Raw genomic sequence first — 16636 nt, forward strand, 5'->3', positions numbered from 1 at the left:
AGGCAAAAGACTGCTTACCGTGTAAACGCTACACGAACTGTCGGGACGACAGGGTTAGCTTGGTAAATTTCTCTTCGGTAGAGGGGACTACCCAAGAATCTCGTGACTTCAGTCATGAGAGGTTCAAAAGCACACTATAAGCGAGGATGGAGGATGATAACGATGTATAAAGCCATTATTTTCGACTTAGATAATACATTGCTGAATTATACGCTCTGCGAATTAGATTCTATGAAAAGAACCGTCCGTGACCACAATCTATTCGTAGATGATGTTCCGCAATGGGATAAATTCTGGGAAACTTTCGCCCGACATAATTATAGATACTGGATGGATTTCGTTAATCTTGGAAGTACGAAGTCCATCGAAGATGTCCTGAGTAACTCTTTTCGAGATACGCTTCAATTGAATCAAATCCTACATAATCAGCTGACGAGCACCTATTGGAATTACTTCTGCAATACATGTCACTTTGAAGAGGGGGCAGAAGAAGTATTAGCATCCGTTAAAACCAAGTATCAACTGGGTATTATTTCGAATGGAATAAGCGAAGCGCAGCACAAGAGACTCACGACAGGTAATATTATTGATTTATTTCGAACCATCGTAATCTCGGATGAAGTGGGTATTCGGAAGCCTAAGAAAGAAATATTCGATATCGCTCTGAGTGGATTGAAGGTGGACCACAAGGATGTGCTGTTCGTCGGAGATTCATTGGAAGACGATTATCACGGATCTATCAATGCGAGCATAGATTTTTGCTTTTATAACAGGAAAAAAGAAACGCTCTTGGCCGAGATTAAACCTAAATACGTAATCAATCATCTTCAAGATCTATTGCGGGTATTGTGAATCCCAATCCTCTTCAACCTAAGGCAAGGTGACCCCACTGTCCCAGTTAGCCATACTCCTCATCATCTTATCCGGCTTAGCCCATTCGATCTGGAATCTGTTCACGAAGAGGAGCATCAACAAGAACGTTTTTCTCTGGTATTGTCAGTTGGCCGCAATTGTGATCTTCTTGCCACTTGTCTTGGTGGAACTCCCTACGATTAATAAGGTGTCGATAGAAGGCTGGTTGCTCATTGCCTCCAGTATGCTACTGCATGGAGTGTATGTCCTGTTGCTTGCCAAGGCTTACACGATCGGTGATTTGTAGCAAGTTTATCCGATCATGCGAGGGACGAGTCCATTATTAGTGCCGGTTATAGGCGTACTCCTACTAAACGAATCTGTTACGCTGCAAGGTTGGATCGGCATCCTGTGCATTGTCGCGGGCATCTTTCTTGTGGGAGATCGGAATTCAAAAGGTATCACTATTCTTTTCAACAAGTCAATCTTCATCGCCTTATTGGTGGGCATTATGATAACCGCCTATACGGTCACGGACAAAGTCACTCTGGAATACTTCCCACCATATACGCTAAATTGGGCGACTAACGTTGGAAATCTCCTTACGCTGACATTTATTGCATTGAAATCTCAAGACCTGCGCCATGAGTGGAAAATAAATTGGAAAACCATCCTATTGGGCGGAATACTTTCGTCTGGAGGGTACATCCTATTCTTGAAGGCGCTCGAAATCATGCCGGTATCGCAAATGGCACCTATGCGGGAGATCGGAACTGTTTTCGGGACGCTCATGGGAATCTTTATCTTACAAGAGCAGCAGGGAAGAAGTCGCATAGTCGCTTCGATCTTGATTACGGCAGGAATCGTTCTGTTGGCACAATAAGTAAATAAGGGTATTTACATTTCTATAAAAATAGATATACTCATACCATGGACACTTTAACGATTATTAAGGCGCTGTCGAACGAGACGAGATTCAAGATATTGGAGTGGCTGAAGGAGCCTGAAATTCATTTCGGGTGCCAGATCCACATGCCGAGCGATTGTCATTTTGAAGGCGGGATTTGCGTAGGATCCATAGCCGAAAAGGCAGGGCTCGCGCAATCCGTTATATCCAGTTACTTAGTCAAAATGCAAAAGTCCGGGCTGTTGGAATCCAAACGACACGGCCAATGGACTTATTACCGGCGCAACGAGGAAGGTATACAGCAATTCAAAGAGTCCATTCTGGCGGAGTTGTAGCGAAATGATTCGATTCTTGATTTGTTGAATACATTTATCTATATTTACAGAAATTAAGAAATATATGTAAAAAACAAAACCCAAGCTTATTGGAGGTAATCCCATGGATAATCAGAACGCAAGCGTGAAGTCGTCCCCTTCGGTTAAGTCGTTGTTTAAGCCCATCAAGCTCGGCTCACTGGAACTCAATAATAGAGTCGTCATGGCTCCAATGACCCGAAGCTTCTCTCCTAATGGAGTACCGGGAGAGAACGTAGCAGCCTATTACAAACGTCGTGCAGAGAACGGCGTTGGACTCATTGTCACGGAAGGAACGTTGATCAATCATCCTGCAGCAACGAACGATCCTAACATTCCTAACTTTCATGGGGAGAAGTCTCTTGAAGGTTGGTCAAAGGTCGCAGCAGCGGTACATGAAGCGGGTGGAAAGATCGTACCGCAGCTCTGGCACGTGGGGATGACTCGTAAGAACGGATCATTGCCTTATCCGGAAGCGCCGTCGATCGGACCCTCAGGTCTTAATCTGAATGGCGAACAGATTAACGAGCCGATGTCGCAATCGGAGATCGATTCCATCGTTAAAGCCTTTGCGCAGGCCGCGGCGGATGCGAAGAGGATCGGGTTCGACGGAATTGAGCTTCATGGCGCTCACGGATATCTCATCGATCAATTCTTCTGGGAGAGGACGAATCAAAGGACGGATGGGTATGGCGGAGACATGATCGCTCGCACGCGTTTTGCCGTCGAGATCATTACTGCCTGCCGCCATGCGGTTGGACCTGATTTCCCGATCATTCTTCGGATGTCCCAATGGAAATCGGCTCAATATGACGCGAAACTCGCCGCTAGTCCGGAGGAGCTGAAACAGTTCTTGACACCTCTGGTTGAAGCCGGCGTAGATATCTTTCATTGCTCGACACGTCGCTTCTGGGAACCTGAATTCGAAGGATCAAGCCTTAACTTCGCAGGCTGGGTGAAGAAATTATCGGGTAAGCCTACGATTACGGTAGGATCGGTAGGACTCGATACGGATTTCCTTACTACCTTCGGGGGAAAAGACGCTGGTTCGGCCGACATTGACGATCTGTTAGCTCGTCTAGAGAACGAGGAATTCGATTTGGTAGCGATCGGTCGCGCTTTGTTGGTCGACCCTGCTTGGGCTGCTAAGATTCGCGAGGGACGATTTGATGAATTGACTCCGTTTAACCCGGACGCGTTGAGGACTTTAATATAAGGGAAGTAAGTATTGGGGCCATCTTAGGATGGCTTTTTTTATTTAACCATAATGTAAGACTTTGTTAATGAGTTGATTAGCCTCTATTAACAATATGGGATTACATTGAGGATGTTGTTATTCGAATCAATACAAGGAGGATTTATCGTGAACAAAAAGATGAAAACGATGGCTGTATCCCTGCTTGCCGCATGCCTTATGATTCCAGGATTTGCATCCGCAGCCGAGATGAACATGAAGGTGGACTATTCGAAATTCATGATGGTGGAGAAGAACGGAGAAACATGGGTGCCTCTGCGTCAAATCGCCTCCTCCCTAGGTTATACCGTCACTTGGAGTAAAATGGAAGGCATTATGCTGACAAAGAAAGCCATGATGCAAGACGTGAAAGACATGGATATGATGGCAGAGGTTTATACCATCACTTTGATGCCGGGTCATAAGGATTTCATGGTCGGCATGGACAAGATGATGCTCATGCAAGCTCCAATCGTTATGAAAAATACCACTTATGTAACCAAAGATTTTATTGAAACATACCTAGTTACACCAATGATGATGGATAAGTAAAGCTTCACCGTTTTCGATGTCACTGAAGCGCTGGCTAAGATCATTTTAGCTAGCGCTTCTTTGCATTTTCAGGCATAATTGTGGTAAAGCTTACACAAAAAACGAGGGATTACACTATGATTTCCCTATTAATCTCTTTGCTGTTCTGGCCATTAATGATTGCCTCGATCATTAACTCTATCATCGGCATCCTTGTCGGAAGCCATTGGTTTTTGTATTTTTCCGCGATTCTTGTTATCCCGATGTCTTTATATCTTGCAGCAACGCCTAAGTTCATGATCTGGGGACTACTATTCCCTCTATGTTATATAGGATCCGCAATACTCATTCGAAAAGGCAAGCGTACTCTGGCATGGGCCGTAAATCTCCCTGTATATGCGGTTATCTGCTGGCTTGGATACGTTGTCATATAGGTACTTCGCAAACTAAGGAGAGACCACCATTGATAAATTATGATCGTATTTACCTCATCTCGGATATTCCCGGATATACCCCGCAAATCAGCCAACTGCTGTCGATGATAAACTATGCCAGGCACACTACGCTTCATGCTGTTAAAGAGCTGACGGTTGAGCAGCTAGACTTTCTTCTTGATGACAACAGCAATTCGATAGGTGCTCTTTTGTTGCATTTTGCCGCTGTAGAGTATGCCTATCAGGTTAAGACCTTCGAGGGAAGGGAATTGTCGGAGGAAGAGCTTGCGGAATGGGGAAAAGCTCTAGATTTAGGCGAAGCGGGTAGGGAGCACATCAAAGGTCATGAGCTGGGCTTCTACTTGGATCGGTTGAATAGGGTTCGGGAGCGCACTTACGAATTGTTCAAATCCGTGGATGACGAATGGTTATTTCATGAAGAACCGTTCTGGCATAACAAACCTGCAAATTATTACTTCATGTGGTTCCACGTTTACGAGGATGAGATCAATCATAGAGGTCAGATTCGGCTCATTCGGAAAAGGATACCGAAATGAAAATAACCGCAAGATTTGCCACCATTGAGGATATGACCGCAATAGCGGAAAAGGATACCTCATTAACGGAATCGCAGTTACAATGGAAGTTAAACAACCATGAATTTATTATTTCCTGCATCAATGAAGGAATCATCGGTTTCCTTAGATTAGAGTACTTATGGTCGAAAATACCGTATATCGGACTCATCAGGGTTAATCACGAACACCAGCGGAAGGGGATAGGGAGGCAGCTTCTTGCCTTCACGGAAGAGGTGCTCGCTAACCGAGGGATGACCAAGTTATACAGCTCATCTCAAGCGAACGAAGCTGAACCGCAACAATGGCATCGTCACATGGGTTTCACGGAATGCGGAATTATTAATGGCATTAATGATGGTATAGGAGAAGTACTTTTCGTCAAATTACTTTCTAAAATATAAAAGAATCGCCACTCCCTCCTAATTTGAAGACCGAGTGGCGATTTTTTTAACGCAAATAGCTCAATCAGACGAAACAACCGGCCTAGTGCACCCGAGCTACAGCTTGACTCGTGAGTTAGAACGTAGATAGAGAAGCGCACAACCGATGGAGATTACCACGACAATTGCCATGCCCCAATAAATATTGCTGTACGCATGCGAGAAGGTGAGTTGCTTCTGCCATACTAGAGCGCTGGCGGTAATGGCTACGCCGAATGCGCCGCTGAAGAATTGCAGCAGCTGGAACAAACCGAGCCCCGAGCCGATCTGCGACTTATCGAGAATTCGGGACATCTCATTCGAGATGCTGCTTGACAAATAAGTGAATCCGACGCTAAGCATCATATAAATGAACAGGATGGCGATATACCCGGTGCTTGCGAACAAGGCGAATAACACGACAGAAGCTAGAACAAGCAACGGAACATAGCGAATGATTGAGCTATTGCCGCGCATGTCAATTGTCCGGCCTACTCTGCGGGAGACCAACATGGCTAAAATCGATCCCGGGAAAATAACGAGTCCTGCTCCGATCGCGCTAAGGCCATATTGGTGCACCAGGATTTGCGGTAGCAGGAAAAGCGTGGCGAAGCTGCAAAGATAGGACGCTATCCCTACGGCACCTAAACTCAAATACGAGCGATTCCGGAATAGGGCGGGTAGAACGAACGGCTCGGCGGCAGTGCGGATCCTAATGACGAACAAAATGAGTGCAACGATTCCGGAAACAAGGGCGATCCAAGATTGATTCGTGAGGAAGAGCAACAACCCGGTTGTTCCGATTCCCACAAGCAATGCCCCTAACGCATCGAAAGTACCTTTGGTCGGTTTCTCCTTGGGAATGAGAATCGCGAAAAAAGGAACGAGCAGAATCGTAACAGCGGTGACGACGAATAAAAAATGCCAGCCCAGATATTCGACGATTGCACCACCGGCGACGGGACCTAATCCTAGGCCTAGAGATACCGCGGACATTATGGTTGCCATCGCTTTTCCCCGTCGCTCTAAGGGGATATAACGCGAGATGAGGACTAAGGATAGAGCAGGTATTGAGCCCGCTCCAGACGCTTGAATAATGCGTACGATTAGCAAGAACAAGTAGCTGTCGCTGAAGAATCCGGCTATTGCCGCTAAACTAAGCGAAAGCACACCGATAATAAATAACTTGCGAATCGGGACAAAATCCGACAATCGGCTGTAGGTAATGGAGGATATCGCGAATACGATGGAATATCCGGTTACGATCCAAGAAGTAGAAGTGGTGGACAAATCAAACGCAACGGATACGTCCGGAAGCGCCAAATTGAACATCATCGTGTTCATGATAACCAGCACTACGGACATACCCAGTAATAGTGTTATTAAGCCTTCCCGCAGTGCGGGACGTTCCTTACCAAAAGAAGCACTCGTTTCCGAAGGGAGTGACATAGTAATTCCTCGTTTCCGTTGTTTAATAGTTCGATTGTTGTCGAACAATAGAAATATAGCATGGGATATGATAAAATGCAATCACTACCTTATCGAGGAGGATACACTGTGAAAATCCTACTTCATCCAGATAAAGCAGACATTCATTTGTCCTCTGTGCTCTATGCGTTAAGCGATCCCGTTCGGTTATCTATTATCTCCGAAGTACGCAAAGCGGGAGAGTGCACATGCGGAAATATCGAAGTGCCAGTAGTGAAATCTACGTTATCTCACCATGCCCGCACGCTTAGGGAAGCCGGGGTGGTGAAAGTGCGCGTGCAAGGTACGCAGCGTTTTCTATCCCTTCGCACGGATGATCTCGAAGAAAGGTTTCCGGGTCTGCTGGCTTCCGTGCTGGATGCTTATGATACCTCCGATGAGAAAATTACGCTATCCCATTTGGAATGATTTAATTGAAATCCCTTACCAGTCATGATAACATTGCAACTGATAATTATTATCAGCACATATCGTTAGCAGCTGAGGTTAAGGGAGATACATATGGCAGTGACAGAGTCTAAAGGGAAGTTCAAATCTAGGCCTTTAGCGGCTTCGATTATTATAATAGGAGGACTTGGCGCACTAGCGATAGCTTTGACTTGGGCAATATCCGTAGGCGTAGCTGATATAAAATTCACGACCGTATGGGCTGCCGTCTTCCAATTCGATCCTGCGCAGAACCAGCATCAGCTCATTCATGAACTGCGTTTGCCTCGCGCGCTGCTTAGCGCGGTCGTAGGAGCCTGCTTTGCCGTCGCAGGGTCGATCATGCAAGGAATGACGCGCAATCCTTTGGCCGACTCTGGTCTGCTTGGGATCAACTCGGGCGCCGCTTTCGTGCTCGCCTTATGCATAGCAATCTCTCCCGGCATCTCGCAGTTTAACTTAACGCTGTTCGCTTTTCTCGGAGCAGGTTTGGGAGCAGGTATCGTATTCGGAATCGGATCTTTGTCGAGAACCGGGCTGACACCCGTGCGCTTGGCTTTATCCGGTGCCGCGGTCTCTGCCTTGCTATTGGCTTTGACGGAAGGTATCGCCATCCAATTCAACATCGGCCGCGATTTGGCATTCTGGTACGCCGGCGCAGTAGCGGGGACAAGATGGTTGCATTTTAACATGATATTCCCATGGGCTATTGGCGCTCTCATCGTAGCGCACCTACTGTCAAGATCCATAACCGTCCTGAGCCTTGGGGATGAAGTTGCCGCGAACCTAGGACAAAGAACGCGTCTTGTGAAGATTGCCGGCTCAGCGGTCGTGCTCATCTTGGCCGGAGCTGCCGTCTCCGTTGTCGGCTCCATTGGATTCGTAGGCCTTATTATTCCTCATCTGACACGATTCCTAGTCGGGGTTGACTACCGGTGGATCATTCCATGCTCCGCGGTCCTTGGCAGCTTGTTCCTCGTGCTGGCAGACATCGGAGCCCGAATGATCAATGCTCCCGCTGAGACGCCGATAGGCGTTCTAGTCGCGCTCATCGGCGTGCCTTTCTTCCTCTATCTGACTCGTAGAGACGGGAGGGGGATCTGATGTCGAAAGGAATCGCGGTACTGACCGCCATCGCCATTCTCATCCTAACCGTTTTCCTAATTAGCATGAATACGGGATTGATTCATTTAACGCCGATGGAGGTTCTACGCACGTTATTCGGAGGCGGAACCGATCGCCAGCACCTGATCCTGTTCGAGTTCCGATTACCGCGGATTATCGTCTCCCTATTGGTTGGAATGGGACTAGCCGTATCGGGATGCATCCTGCAAGGGATTACGCGCAACGGCCTTGCGGAACCGGGTATTCTAGGAATCAATGCCGGAGCCGGACTTGCAGTACTGATTTATATCATGTATTTTCCTAATATGGGTTCGTCGCCAGTCTTCTTGTTACCTCTGCTGGCTTTCGGAGGCGCAGCTCTCACGGCTATCATCATTTACTTGCTCGCCTTTAAGAAGAACGAAGGGGTATCGCCTTTCCGACTCATCCTTACGGGGATCGCGATGGCCGCCGCTATTTATGCAGCAACAGTTACGATCACGCTTCAACTTAATCCCGAGAAGTTCAAATTCGTGGAGAGATGGAACGCGGGCTCCATCTGGGGCGCCAATTGGAATTTCGTGTTAGCGTTATTACCTTGGGTTCTCGTCTTAATTCCTTATGCTATTTATAAGGCTCGTACTCTTAACGTGCTTAATCTCGGGGATCAGCTTGCTGCCGGTCTTGGGACGCGGGTAGAGAAGGAGAGACTTCGCCTTATTGGCGTCGCGGTAGCGCTGGCGGGCGCTTCCGTTGCGGTGAGCGGCAGCATTGCGTTCATCGGATTGATTGCCCCGCATCTTGCTCGACGATTGGTCGGAAACAGGTACGAGATCTTACTGCCGACCTCCGCGTTGACTGGGGCATTATTATTAATCGTAGCCGATACGTTAGCCCGCCCATCGGAGATTCCGACGGGTATCGTCGTTGCGGTCATCGGCGCGCCGTTTTTCCTCTACTTGCTTGCACGTTCCAAAGCTTAAGAGAAGGAAAGTGAAGTCGGGAATCGGATCTCTTTCTACGAGAGGGTGCTGGAAAATGTCAAACGACGAATTAAAGTCCGAGTTAGGACTTGCCATGTTGCGGAGCGCGCGAGAAATCTACTCCAAGCTGCCGTCCATCGAGGAAAAAATCGACGGCTTCGGGCATTCCGTCGTCAAAGTGGGCGGAAAGACGTTCATAATGATAGGCGAAGGCGAAGAGGGCAATTCGCCGGGAATGAGCATTAAAGCCGACAAAGAAACCCAGCAGATGCTCATCGCGAGAGGAGATTACTCAAGAACTCCTTACATCGGACAGCACGGCTGGGTTTCGATTCATGCTGATCGGATTCAAGATTGGAACGAGCTCGGAGAGCTGATCGTGGAAGCTTATTTGCGCCAAGCCCCGAAGAAGCTCAGACAATCCTACTTAGACTCCGTCAAGGATAGGTAACCTCGAGCAAAGCTTCCTTTAGTTGGCCGTCTCCTGAAAGTTGATGGTTATGATTCGGTCGTTCGAAGTATAGAATTGTATGGTCACCCGGACTTCGAATTCACGCGCACCTTCCCGAAGACGAAGCTTGAAAACCTCTTCGGCAACCCCTTGAGATACTCGGACGCGTCCCACGTGCAGGTAATCGACGATATCGGCGCGATACCTGGCTTTGGTTTGCTGCATGGCGATTTGTCCCCATTTGGCATATTCCGGGACGCTTGTTGCAGCGTGTACAGAAGGCGGCTTTATCAAGAATCCTGCTTCGTGAGCCATTATTAACGCTAAGGTTAACATGATCGTTCTTATCGATCTGTTCATCATCCCACCATCGCTTTCTCCTTGGTTAGAGTTGTGCTATTGGAGAGGAGGCATCGTTTGGAAACCTTCGGAAGAGGCTGTTTATATCTGATCGTTGGATTCATTATCCTTACGCTCTTTGCTATTCTGACCCGGAGTTATATAAATATTCCATGGTTCATCCTGATCCCGATCATCATCCTCGCGTTCTGGATAGCCAGCAATAAAAGCAAAAAGTGAGGGGCCGACGGTCGCCTCACTTTTTGCTTTTATTCATGCGGATGAATCATCTGTTCAGGACGAACGATCTCATCGAACTGCTGTTCTGTCAAGAGCCCGCTTCGCAATGCAGCCTCTTTCAAGGTGAGACCTTCATTATGGGCTGTCTTCGCGATGGATGCCGCATTTTCGTAACCGATATGAGGGTTAAGCGCGGTAACCAGCATGAGCGAACGCTCCAGATGAGCGCGAATGACCGCTTGATTCGCTTCGATTCCGACTGCGCAGTTGTCGTTCCAAGAGTGGATGGCGTCCGACAGAAGTCTCGTCGTCTGCAGGAAGTTGTAGATGATAACCGGCTTGAATACGTTCAGCTCGAAATTTCCTTGGCTTGCCGCGATACCGATCGTGACGTCATTCCCCATCACTTGCGCCACGACCATCGTCATGGCTTCCGATTGCGTAGGATTCACCTTTCCAGGCATGATAGAGCTGCCAGGCTCATTCGCCGGAATCGTAATCTCGCCGATTCCGCTTCTGGGTCCGCTAGCCAACCAACGAACATCGTTGGCGATTTTCATTAAATCCGCAGCTAGCGCCTTGAGTGCGCCATGAACGTGTACCAGCTCATCGTGACTGGTGAGGGCATGGAACTTGTTCGAAGCCGTCTCAAATGTCTTCCCGCTTAATTTGCTAAGCTGCTCCGCAACCTTGGAGCCGAATTGAGGATGCGCGTTAATGCCCGTACCGACGGCGGTTCCCCCGATCGCAAGCTCGCGCAAGCTCTCCGAGCTTTCCCGGATCATCCGATCGGTCTTATCCAGCATGCGAACCCAGCCGCTCATCTCCTGTCCGAGCGTGAGAGGAGTCGCATCCTGCAGGTGGGTACGACCGATCTTGATTACATCCGCGAATTGTAGACTCTTGCGTTCCAAAGTTTCCTTTAACTTCCGGATCGCAGGCAGTACTTGATCCTCCACAGCGATCAATGCAGCGATGTGCATGGCTGTTGGGAATGTATCGTTAGAGCTTTGCGACTTGTTGACGTCGTCGTTCGGATGGACGCGATGTTCGCTGCCTTGTTCGGCTAGAAGCTGATTGGCGCGATGGGCGATCACTTCGTTCACGTTCATGTTGGACTGCGTTCCGCTGCCTGTCTGCCATACGGCAAGGGGGAAGTGGCCATCCCATTTTCCCTGCATGATCTCATCAGCTGCAGCAATGATCGCATGGGACTTGTCGGCATCTAACTTACCAAGCTCCAAGTTCACGATCGCGGCACTTTTCTTAAGGAGTGCGAACACTCGTATAAGCTCTATCGGCATTTTCTCCGTACCGATCTTGAAATTCGCCAAGCTTCGCTCCGTCTGGGCACCCCACAGCTTATCCGCTGCAACCCTAACCTCGCCCAATGAATCCTTCTCGATCCGATATTCCACGGTTACACCTCGACTTCCTAGATTTGTTGGCATGGATATTACGTGTAGCATCTATCTTATAGGAATAATTTAAACATTGCATCGAACAATGAATAGCTTTTGGGACTTCTGAACCAGGGTCCCTAGTAACCATTCCTATCCAAGAATTTGAAGTTTATAATAGATTGATCATTGCTTAGGCTGATTGCCGGAGGTGCCTTATTTGAGTATCGACGTCGTCTTTCCTTCTAGCGTATATCACGGCACTTTGGATATTCACCTGGATTCGTTCAAGGAACGGTTATTAAACAAGAGATATTGGAAAAGCGGGCGCGACTTCGGTCATGGTCTATACACCACGATATCGATTGAACAAGCCAAGGATTGGGCTCGTTCCATGCAAGATAAGCTCAATAAGGGTCATCCTTGCGTGCTTGAGATTTCCGTTCAACCGGACCGTTTGGACTTTCAACCGAACTCCAGAATTTTCACAGGAATCTCTCACGATTGGGCGAAATATATATATGAACATCGTAAGGTTCGGGTGAATGGAGCCGATCCTTGTCCGAGACACGCGAACATCGTTATCGGACCTATGGCGGATGCGGATACTGGTAAGATTGTGCAGGATGGGGTAAGATTAAAGAAGGATAGCGAATGGTTCCTGGATAAGATTACCCGCAATTCGACAAATCGACGTCTCGACAGCTTGAAGCTTGGGAACCAAATCGTTTTCTGCATGGAAGAGCTAGCGCCTATGCTAAACATTTCGGGAGCTTACGTCTATCAGGGAAGAAGGTGGCGTTACCATAGCAACAGAGAAGAGAATGAATAGTTACGAAAAGGCAATCGCCGAGCAGTTGCATCAATTGTACGGTTACACCCCGACTGTCGCGAAAGAAATCATCGAGGAATACCGCGCGGTCATGGGATTAATCGGCGGATACCCTATGGCTTCTGATTATGCGGAATATTTCCACCTTGCCAAGCAAGAGGGACGCACCGGCAAAGAATGGATCAATGCCATTCTCAAGCGTAGGGAAGAAGCGGCGGCGTTAGCGCAATAATGAAACCACTCCGTGGATGGAGTGGTTTTTGTTTTCGGCGATCAGCATAGGATATTCCGTTATTCTTCCGCTTTGCGGCGATCGATAGCTTCGGCCATTGTCTTATCGGTGAGATGGGCATAGATTTGCGTCGTTTCCGGAGAGGCATGCCCAAGTTGCTCTTGGGTTTTGTATAGGTCGTTGCTTAAGTAATAGTCAGTGGCAAAAGAGTGCCTGAGCTTATGGACGGACAAGTAAGGTTTGCCGAACCGCTTGGCGTATTTCATGACCATCTCCTGGATAGCCCGCTTGGTCATTCTCGAACCTTCCTTTTTCCCGTTGGCGATGGCCAAGAAAAGGGCTTTCTCCTTCTTCGGAGCTTTGTACCTCGTCTCGCGCTGGCTTAAGTATTGTTCCAGATCGACGATCGCGTCCTGCCGGAAATAGACCGGAGTCTTGAAAGTATCGTCGTTCTTACCTTTACGGAAGACGTAGACAAGCCGCTTTTTGAAATCCAAGTCGTCCATATTCAGGTTAACGAGTTCGGATACCCGAAGGCCGGAATTGAGAATGAGGCTGACGATACAACAGTCGCGAATCCGGTTATGTTCGTGGGCATAGATTGCTTGCTTGTTCGTAGACACGTCGTGGGCGTAATCTTGTTTAATGTAGTTAATGAATTCGAGTATCTCTTGCTCCTGAAGAAGCTTACCCTCCAGCTTAGCCGCGGTGTCTTTAGGCTTCTGCGTTCTCTTTACCGACACCTTGGCCATGACGTTTCGTTTAAGAAGAGGATAGAAGTTATCGTCCTCGGCGATCTGGCTTAAGTAATGAAACAGGGAACGCAAGGACGAAAGCTTGCGGGATATGGTCGTCTTCGTGTTCGCATTGTCCCGCTTGGTAGCGAGGAACATTCGGAAATTATCGACGCTATCCATGTGCAGCCGCTCTAAGTCCTCGAGAGGGATTTCCGTCATTTTCCCCGCTGAAGTCAATCCTTCCGCCATTAGCCAAGACAGGAACGCCTCGTAATCCCTTATGTACTCTAGCAATGACGACGGAGAGAGGTCGGGCAGCTTATAGTTCATGAATTTCTCGACGTACCAGGGCATCCTCGGTATTCTTTGGTCGAGTTCTATCCGGTCTTTGCGTTTCTGAAGGTTCATCGATTCACCCCGTTCGGTATAAATCAACTGTACTGGCTGTCGTTAAAATATTCAAGTGCAGTATGCAGTCGACGGCATTTCCTGAAGCAACTATCCGAAGTTCTCGCTCGTCTAGAGAGTAATAAGCGTCAAGTAAGCCATTAGAGAAAAGGGGCTGCAGAATGAGAAAGAACATCCTATTAACGATAATGATCGGGTTATTGATACTGGCGTTGACAGCATGCGGGAATAAACCGAACGACAATCCGGCGGGTCCGGGGACGGATTCCAGTGTACAAGATCCCGATATGAAAGGGACGATCACGGCTATTGACGGAAATCGTGTTCTTATCGTAGATAAATTGCCGAATGCTCCAGATGATTCGAATCCAATGGCGATTTGGGTAGACTTCCCCGCAGAGGCAGTTGCCGATGTCAAAGTTGGATATAAAGTGAAAGCTTGGAGTCTGGACGGAGTCATGTTGGAAAGTTATCCGATGCAGACAAAGGGCAGTAGGCTTGAGATTGTGAGCGCCGATATAGGCACGGGAGATTTGCAAGGTACGATCACGGAAGTCCGATTGGACGAAAACGATGTTACCAAAAGCTATGTTGTAATCGACGGGAACGAATACGGCTTATTGCCGATCACGGTTTACTGGCGCGGAGATTCACCAGTAGATATAAGCGTATTGAAGATCGGTGTACAGGTGGAAGCGTGGTTTCCGGGTTATCAGGTCATGAACGAGAAACAGATTACGCAGCTTAGGATCGTTGACTAATAGCGTCATTTCGTTTAGGAAGGGTAATTTGATACAATAAGGGTATGTCCATGGACCCTAATGGATTAAGGGGGGATTAGCCATGAGCGATCTCGGATATTTGCTTGTCTGGATTCTATTACTGGCCTTGCCAATATGCGCTTTATGGCATAGGAGGTGGTGGCCTTTCTCGGTTTACGTCTTGGGTTGCTTCGTCTTTCTCTATTCGAACTTGAGGGAAAACGGGGGGTGGGATGATCTAGCCGACATTGCTACGTTGCTCGTAGTCGTAATCCCGATCTGTATCGTGGGATCAATCGTGTGGGTTGCATTAACTCTAATAGATCGGCATCGGGAGAAGAACAAGGTTAACAGATTTAAGACATAACTATAATTATGTAAACTAACTGGAGTGCCAACTATGATTAATGCCATTAACTGTAAAGCGGAAGTTGAACGGGAAGCAATTGCATTCATCCAAATGTTCTATGAAGAAACGGGACGTTCCATTCTAGAACGAGATGAGCGTATCACGGAGATTATGGACTCCTTGCGGGAAAATGGCTCGTATTCGCATACGTTAGAAGAATTGACGTATGGAGCGCGGGTCGCCTGGAGAAACAATAGTCGCTGTATAGGGAGGTTGTTCTGGGAGTCTCTAGAGGTGTTCGACGAAAGATCGGCAGATTCGGAAGACGCCATTGCGGAGGCGCTTTTTAGGCATATCGCTTATGCTACGAACGAGGGTCGGATTCGTCCGACCCTTACTGTATTTGCTCCACCGCAAGCGGATGGCCGAAATATTCGAATATGGAACCACCAGCTTATCCGATATGCAGGCTATAAGCAAGGAAGCCTTATCGTCGGGGATCCAGCATCGGTGGATTTCACAGAACAATGCGTCAAGCTAGGTTGGAAGGGTCAAGGGACGAAATATGACGTACTGCCCCTAGTCATCCAGATCGACAACAGCCAACCCAAATGGTTTGTGATACCCGAAGCTTATATAAAGGAAGTTGAAATCGCACACCCGGATATCGAGCAATTCGCCGAGTTAAAGCTGAAGTGGTACGCGGTACCAATGATCTCGGATATGATACTTGATATCGGGGGCATTCAGTATACCGCTGCACCATTCAACGGTTGGTACATGGGAACGGAAATAGGATCTCGCAATTTGGCGGACACCGACCGTTACAACGAGCTTCCTGCGATTGCCGATCTGTTGGGATTGGATCGAACCACGAATACATCACTTTGGAAGGACCGGACATTGCTCGAGCTCAACGTTGCAGTCTTGCATTCTTACAAGCAAAATGGCGTGAGTATAGTCGACCATCATACGGCGTCCGAACAGTTTATGCGGTTCGCTAAGCGCGAACAAGATAACGGCCGCACCGTGAACGCACGGTGGTCATGGCTGATTCCGCCCATGTCGCCAGCATCGACACCCATATGGCATCAGAGCAACTTAGAAGAGCGGGCGATTAAACCGGATTATGTGGCTCAACCGAGAGCTTTTTAAGCAAGGAGTATTAGGAGGTCGTATTTGAGATGGCCATTGTTCAAGTGACGATTGTCCCATTAGGAACAGGCACGCCTAGCGTAGGCGAGTATGTTGCGAAGGTTCATCAAGTGTTGATGCAATCCGAAGACAAGATTAAGTATCAATTGACGCCAATGAGTACGATTATCGAGGGAGAATTGGATGATCTGTTAGCGGTAGTGAGGCAAATGCATGAGGTACCCTTCGAGCACGGGGCCATGCGGGTCTCCACGTCAATTACCATCGATGACCGCAGAGATAAGAAAGGCACGATGGAACAGAAGCTTCTGTCGGTTGAAGAGAAGCTGAAGTAGAGGATTAGTTAATGGTATTAATTAATACAATAATGAATGTTTAACATAACTATAATTATGTAAACTAATAAGAGGGCGACATTGATAG

The 16636-nt window shown here is 47.9% G+C and carries 23 protein-coding genes; 19 read left to right on the plus strand and 4 right to left on the minus strand.

The features are described 5' to 3' along the window. Positions 1-162 precede the first annotated feature (162 nt). The 9 genes from E2980_RS21210 (at position 163) to E2980_RS21245 (ending at position 5290) form a co-directional block, all read left to right on the plus strand. Positions 163-852 (plus strand): HAD family hydrolase, encoded by a 690-nt coding sequence (locus tag E2980_RS21210; protein ID WP_135154230.1) that lies wholly within the window; start codon positions 163-165, stop codon positions 850-852. 28 nt (positions 853-880) lie between these two features. Next, on the plus strand, positions 881-1159 hold the full coding sequence (locus E2980_RS21215; RefSeq protein ID WP_135154231.1) for a hypothetical protein: 279 nt from the start codon (positions 881-883) through the stop codon (positions 1157-1159). Between the two features lie 39 nt (positions 1160-1198). Next, positions 1199-1735, plus strand: coding sequence for a DMT family transporter (locus E2980_RS21220; RefSeq protein WP_167747210.1), 537 nt, complete (start codon positions 1199-1201; stop codon positions 1733-1735). 47 nt (positions 1736-1782) lie between these two features. Continuing rightward, a complete protein-coding gene (locus E2980_RS21225; RefSeq protein ID WP_135154233.1) occupies positions 1783-2094 on the plus strand; it encodes an ArsR/SmtB family transcription factor in 312 nt (103 codons plus the stop codon). A 103-nt stretch (positions 2095-2197) separates the two neighbouring features. After that, entirely contained in the window at positions 2198-3328 is a 1131-nt protein-coding gene (locus E2980_RS21230; protein WP_135154234.1) for an NADH:flavin oxidoreductase, read from the plus strand. Between the two features lie 147 nt (positions 3329-3475). Beyond that, positions 3476-3898, plus strand: coding sequence for a stalk domain-containing protein (locus tag E2980_RS21235; protein ID WP_167747211.1), 423 nt, complete (start codon positions 3476-3478; stop codon positions 3896-3898). 116 nt (positions 3899-4014) lie between these two features. Beyond that, positions 4015-4311 carry a hypothetical protein gene (locus E2980_RS24375; protein WP_167747209.1) on the plus strand — a complete coding sequence of 99 codons (297 nt, stop codon included), beginning with the start codon at positions 4015-4017 and terminating at the stop codon, positions 4309-4311. 104 nt (positions 4312-4415) lie between these two features. After that, a complete protein-coding gene (locus E2980_RS21240) occupies positions 4416-4868 on the plus strand; it encodes a DinB family protein (RefSeq protein WP_240703131.1) in 453 nt (150 codons plus the stop codon). Next, positions 4865-5290, plus strand: a complete 426-nt coding sequence (locus E2980_RS21245; RefSeq protein ID WP_135154237.1) for a GNAT family N-acetyltransferase — start codon at positions 4865-4867, stop codon at positions 5288-5290. Before E2980_RS21240 ends, E2980_RS21245 begins: the two co-directional genes overlap by 4 nt. A gap of 96 nt (positions 5291-5386) precedes the next feature. Here the strand turns inward: E2980_RS21245 and E2980_RS21250 are convergent, their stop codons facing one another. Beyond that, the gene (locus E2980_RS21250) at positions 5387-6757 is read right to left on the minus strand and encodes an MFS transporter (RefSeq protein ID WP_135154238.1); all 1371 of its coding nucleotides are present in this window, start codon (positions 6755-6757) and stop codon (positions 5387-5389) included. 108 nt (positions 6758-6865) lie between these two features. On the opposite strand from E2980_RS21250, the gene E2980_RS21255 reads away from it, so the two are divergent. From E2980_RS21255 to E2980_RS21270, 4 genes are all read left to right on the plus strand, one after another. Then, on the plus strand, positions 6866-7204 hold the full coding sequence (locus E2980_RS21255) for an ArsR/SmtB family transcription factor (protein ID WP_135154239.1): 339 nt from the start codon (positions 6866-6868) through the stop codon (positions 7202-7204). Positions 7205-7297: 93 nt separating this feature from the next. Then, positions 7298-8326, plus strand: coding sequence for a FecCD family ABC transporter permease (locus E2980_RS21260; protein WP_135154240.1), 1029 nt, complete (start codon positions 7298-7300; stop codon positions 8324-8326). Then, positions 8326-9309, plus strand: a complete 984-nt coding sequence (locus tag E2980_RS21265; RefSeq protein ID WP_135154241.1) for a FecCD family ABC transporter permease — start codon at positions 8326-8328, stop codon at positions 9307-9309. Before E2980_RS21260 ends, E2980_RS21265 begins: the two co-directional genes overlap by 1 nt. Positions 9310-9364: 55 nt before the next feature. Then, positions 9365-9760 carry an MmcQ/YjbR family DNA-binding protein gene (locus E2980_RS21270; protein ID WP_135154242.1) on the plus strand — a complete coding sequence of 132 codons (396 nt, stop codon included), beginning with the start codon at positions 9365-9367 and terminating at the stop codon, positions 9758-9760. Between the two features lie 18 nt (positions 9761-9778). Here E2980_RS21270 and E2980_RS21275 read toward each other — a convergent pair whose 3' ends face one another. Together E2980_RS21275 and fumC are read right to left on the minus strand one after the other, a co-directional pair. Then, positions 9779-10123 carry a DUF3889 domain-containing protein gene (locus E2980_RS21275; RefSeq protein WP_135154243.1) on the minus strand — a complete coding sequence of 115 codons (345 nt, stop codon included), beginning with the start codon at positions 10121-10123 and terminating at the stop codon, positions 9779-9781. 245 nt (positions 10124-10368) lie between these two features. Next, a complete protein-coding gene (gene fumC, locus E2980_RS21280) occupies positions 10369-11757 on the minus strand; it encodes a class II fumarate hydratase (RefSeq protein WP_135154272.1) in 1389 nt (462 codons plus the stop codon). Positions 11758-11959: 202 nt separating this feature from the next. Between fumC and E2980_RS21285 the strand changes: the two genes are divergently transcribed. Together E2980_RS21285 and E2980_RS21290 are read left to right on the plus strand one after the other, a co-directional pair. Continuing rightward, entirely contained in the window at positions 11960-12571 is a 612-nt protein-coding gene (locus E2980_RS21285; RefSeq protein ID WP_167747212.1) for a DUF3990 domain-containing protein, read from the plus strand. After that, a complete protein-coding gene (locus tag E2980_RS21290) occupies positions 12564-12803 on the plus strand; it encodes a hypothetical protein (protein WP_135154245.1) in 240 nt (79 codons plus the stop codon). The genes E2980_RS21285 and E2980_RS21290 overlap by 8 nt, the downstream gene beginning before the upstream one ends. A gap of 59 nt (positions 12804-12862) precedes the next feature. Here the strand turns inward: E2980_RS21290 and xerS are convergent, their stop codons facing one another. After that, the gene (gene xerS, locus E2980_RS21295) at positions 12863-13948 is read right to left on the minus strand and encodes a tyrosine recombinase XerS (protein WP_135154246.1); all 1086 of its coding nucleotides are present in this window, start codon (positions 13946-13948) and stop codon (positions 12863-12865) included. Positions 13949-14109: 161 nt separating this feature from the next. Here xerS and E2980_RS21300 point away from each other — a divergent pair, with 161 nt between their 5' ends. The 4 genes from E2980_RS21300 to E2980_RS21315 all read left to right on the plus strand — a co-directional run bounded on the left by E2980_RS21300 (position 14110) and on the right by E2980_RS21315 (position 16548). Next, positions 14110-14709 carry a DUF3221 domain-containing protein gene (locus tag E2980_RS21300; RefSeq protein ID WP_135154247.1) on the plus strand — a complete coding sequence of 200 codons (600 nt, stop codon included), beginning with the start codon at positions 14110-14112 and terminating at the stop codon, positions 14707-14709. A gap of 82 nt (positions 14710-14791) precedes the next feature. Continuing rightward, entirely contained in the window at positions 14792-15076 is a 285-nt protein-coding gene (locus tag E2980_RS21305; protein WP_135154248.1) for a hypothetical protein, read from the plus strand. A gap of 33 nt (positions 15077-15109) precedes the next feature. Continuing rightward, positions 15110-16213: a nitric oxide synthase oxygenase gene (locus tag E2980_RS21310; protein WP_135154249.1), complete on the plus strand. Its 1104-nt coding sequence runs from the start codon at positions 15110-15112 to the stop codon at positions 16211-16213. Between the two features lie 29 nt (positions 16214-16242). Then, complete coding sequence (locus E2980_RS21315; RefSeq protein ID WP_135154250.1) at positions 16243-16548, plus strand: MTH1187 family thiamine-binding protein; 306 nt, start codon at positions 16243-16245, stop codon at positions 16546-16548. Positions 16549-16636 lie beyond the last annotated feature (88 nt).

The sequence above is a fragment of the Cohnella luojiensis genome (assembly GCF_004564235.1).
GTDB classification, from domain to species: Bacteria; Bacillota; Bacilli; order Paenibacillales; family Paenibacillaceae; genus Cohnella; species Cohnella luojiensis.

Excerpts from the sequence above, each read along its gene's own strand:
- E2980_RS21315 (WP_135154250.1), top strand. The coding sequence starts at position 16,243 with ATGGCCATTGTTCAAGTGACGATTGTCCCATTAGGAACAGGCACGCCT.
- E2980_RS21275 (WP_135154243.1), bottom strand. The coding sequence starts at position 10,123 with ATGATGAACAGATCGATAAGAACGATCATGTTAACCTTAGCGTTAATA.
- E2980_RS21230 (WP_135154234.1), top strand. The coding sequence starts at position 2,198 with ATGGATAATCAGAACGCAAGCGTGAAGTCGTCCCCTTCGGTTAAGTCG.
- E2980_RS21310 (WP_135154249.1), top strand. The coding sequence starts at position 15,110 with ATGATTAATGCCATTAACTGTAAAGCGGAAGTTGAACGGGAAGCAATT.
- E2980_RS21225 (WP_135154233.1), top strand. The coding sequence starts at position 1,783 with ATGGACACTTTAACGATTATTAAGGCGCTGTCGAACGAGACGAGATTC.
- xerS (WP_135154246.1), bottom strand. The coding sequence starts at position 13,948 with ATGAACCTTCAGAAACGCAAAGACCGGATAGAACTCGACCAAAGAATA.
- E2980_RS24375 (WP_167747209.1), top strand. The coding sequence starts at position 4,015 with ATGATTTCCCTATTAATCTCTTTGCTGTTCTGGCCATTAATGATTGCC.
- E2980_RS21240 (WP_240703131.1), top strand. The coding sequence starts at position 4,416 with ATGATAAACTATGCCAGGCACACTACGCTTCATGCTGTTAAAGAGCTG.
- E2980_RS21305 (WP_135154248.1), top strand. The coding sequence starts at position 14,792 with ATGAGCGATCTCGGATATTTGCTTGTCTGGATTCTATTACTGGCCTTG.
- E2980_RS21260 (WP_135154240.1), top strand. The coding sequence starts at position 7,298 with ATGGCAGTGACAGAGTCTAAAGGGAAGTTCAAATCTAGGCCTTTAGCG.
- E2980_RS21290 (WP_135154245.1), top strand. The coding sequence starts at position 12,564 with ATGAATAGTTACGAAAAGGCAATCGCCGAGCAGTTGCATCAATTGTAC.
- E2980_RS21265 (WP_135154241.1), top strand. The coding sequence starts at position 8,326 with ATGTCGAAAGGAATCGCGGTACTGACCGCCATCGCCATTCTCATCCTA.
- E2980_RS21300 (WP_135154247.1), top strand. The coding sequence starts at position 14,110 with ATGAGAAAGAACATCCTATTAACGATAATGATCGGGTTATTGATACTG.
- E2980_RS21250 (WP_135154238.1), bottom strand. The coding sequence starts at position 6,757 with ATGTCACTCCCTTCGGAAACGAGTGCTTCTTTTGGTAAGGAACGTCCC.
- E2980_RS21245 (WP_135154237.1), top strand. The coding sequence starts at position 4,865 with ATGAAAATAACCGCAAGATTTGCCACCATTGAGGATATGACCGCAATA.
- E2980_RS21270 (WP_135154242.1), top strand. The coding sequence starts at position 9,365 with ATGTCAAACGACGAATTAAAGTCCGAGTTAGGACTTGCCATGTTGCGG.
- E2980_RS21210 (WP_135154230.1), top strand. The coding sequence starts at position 163 with ATGTATAAAGCCATTATTTTCGACTTAGATAATACATTGCTGAATTAT.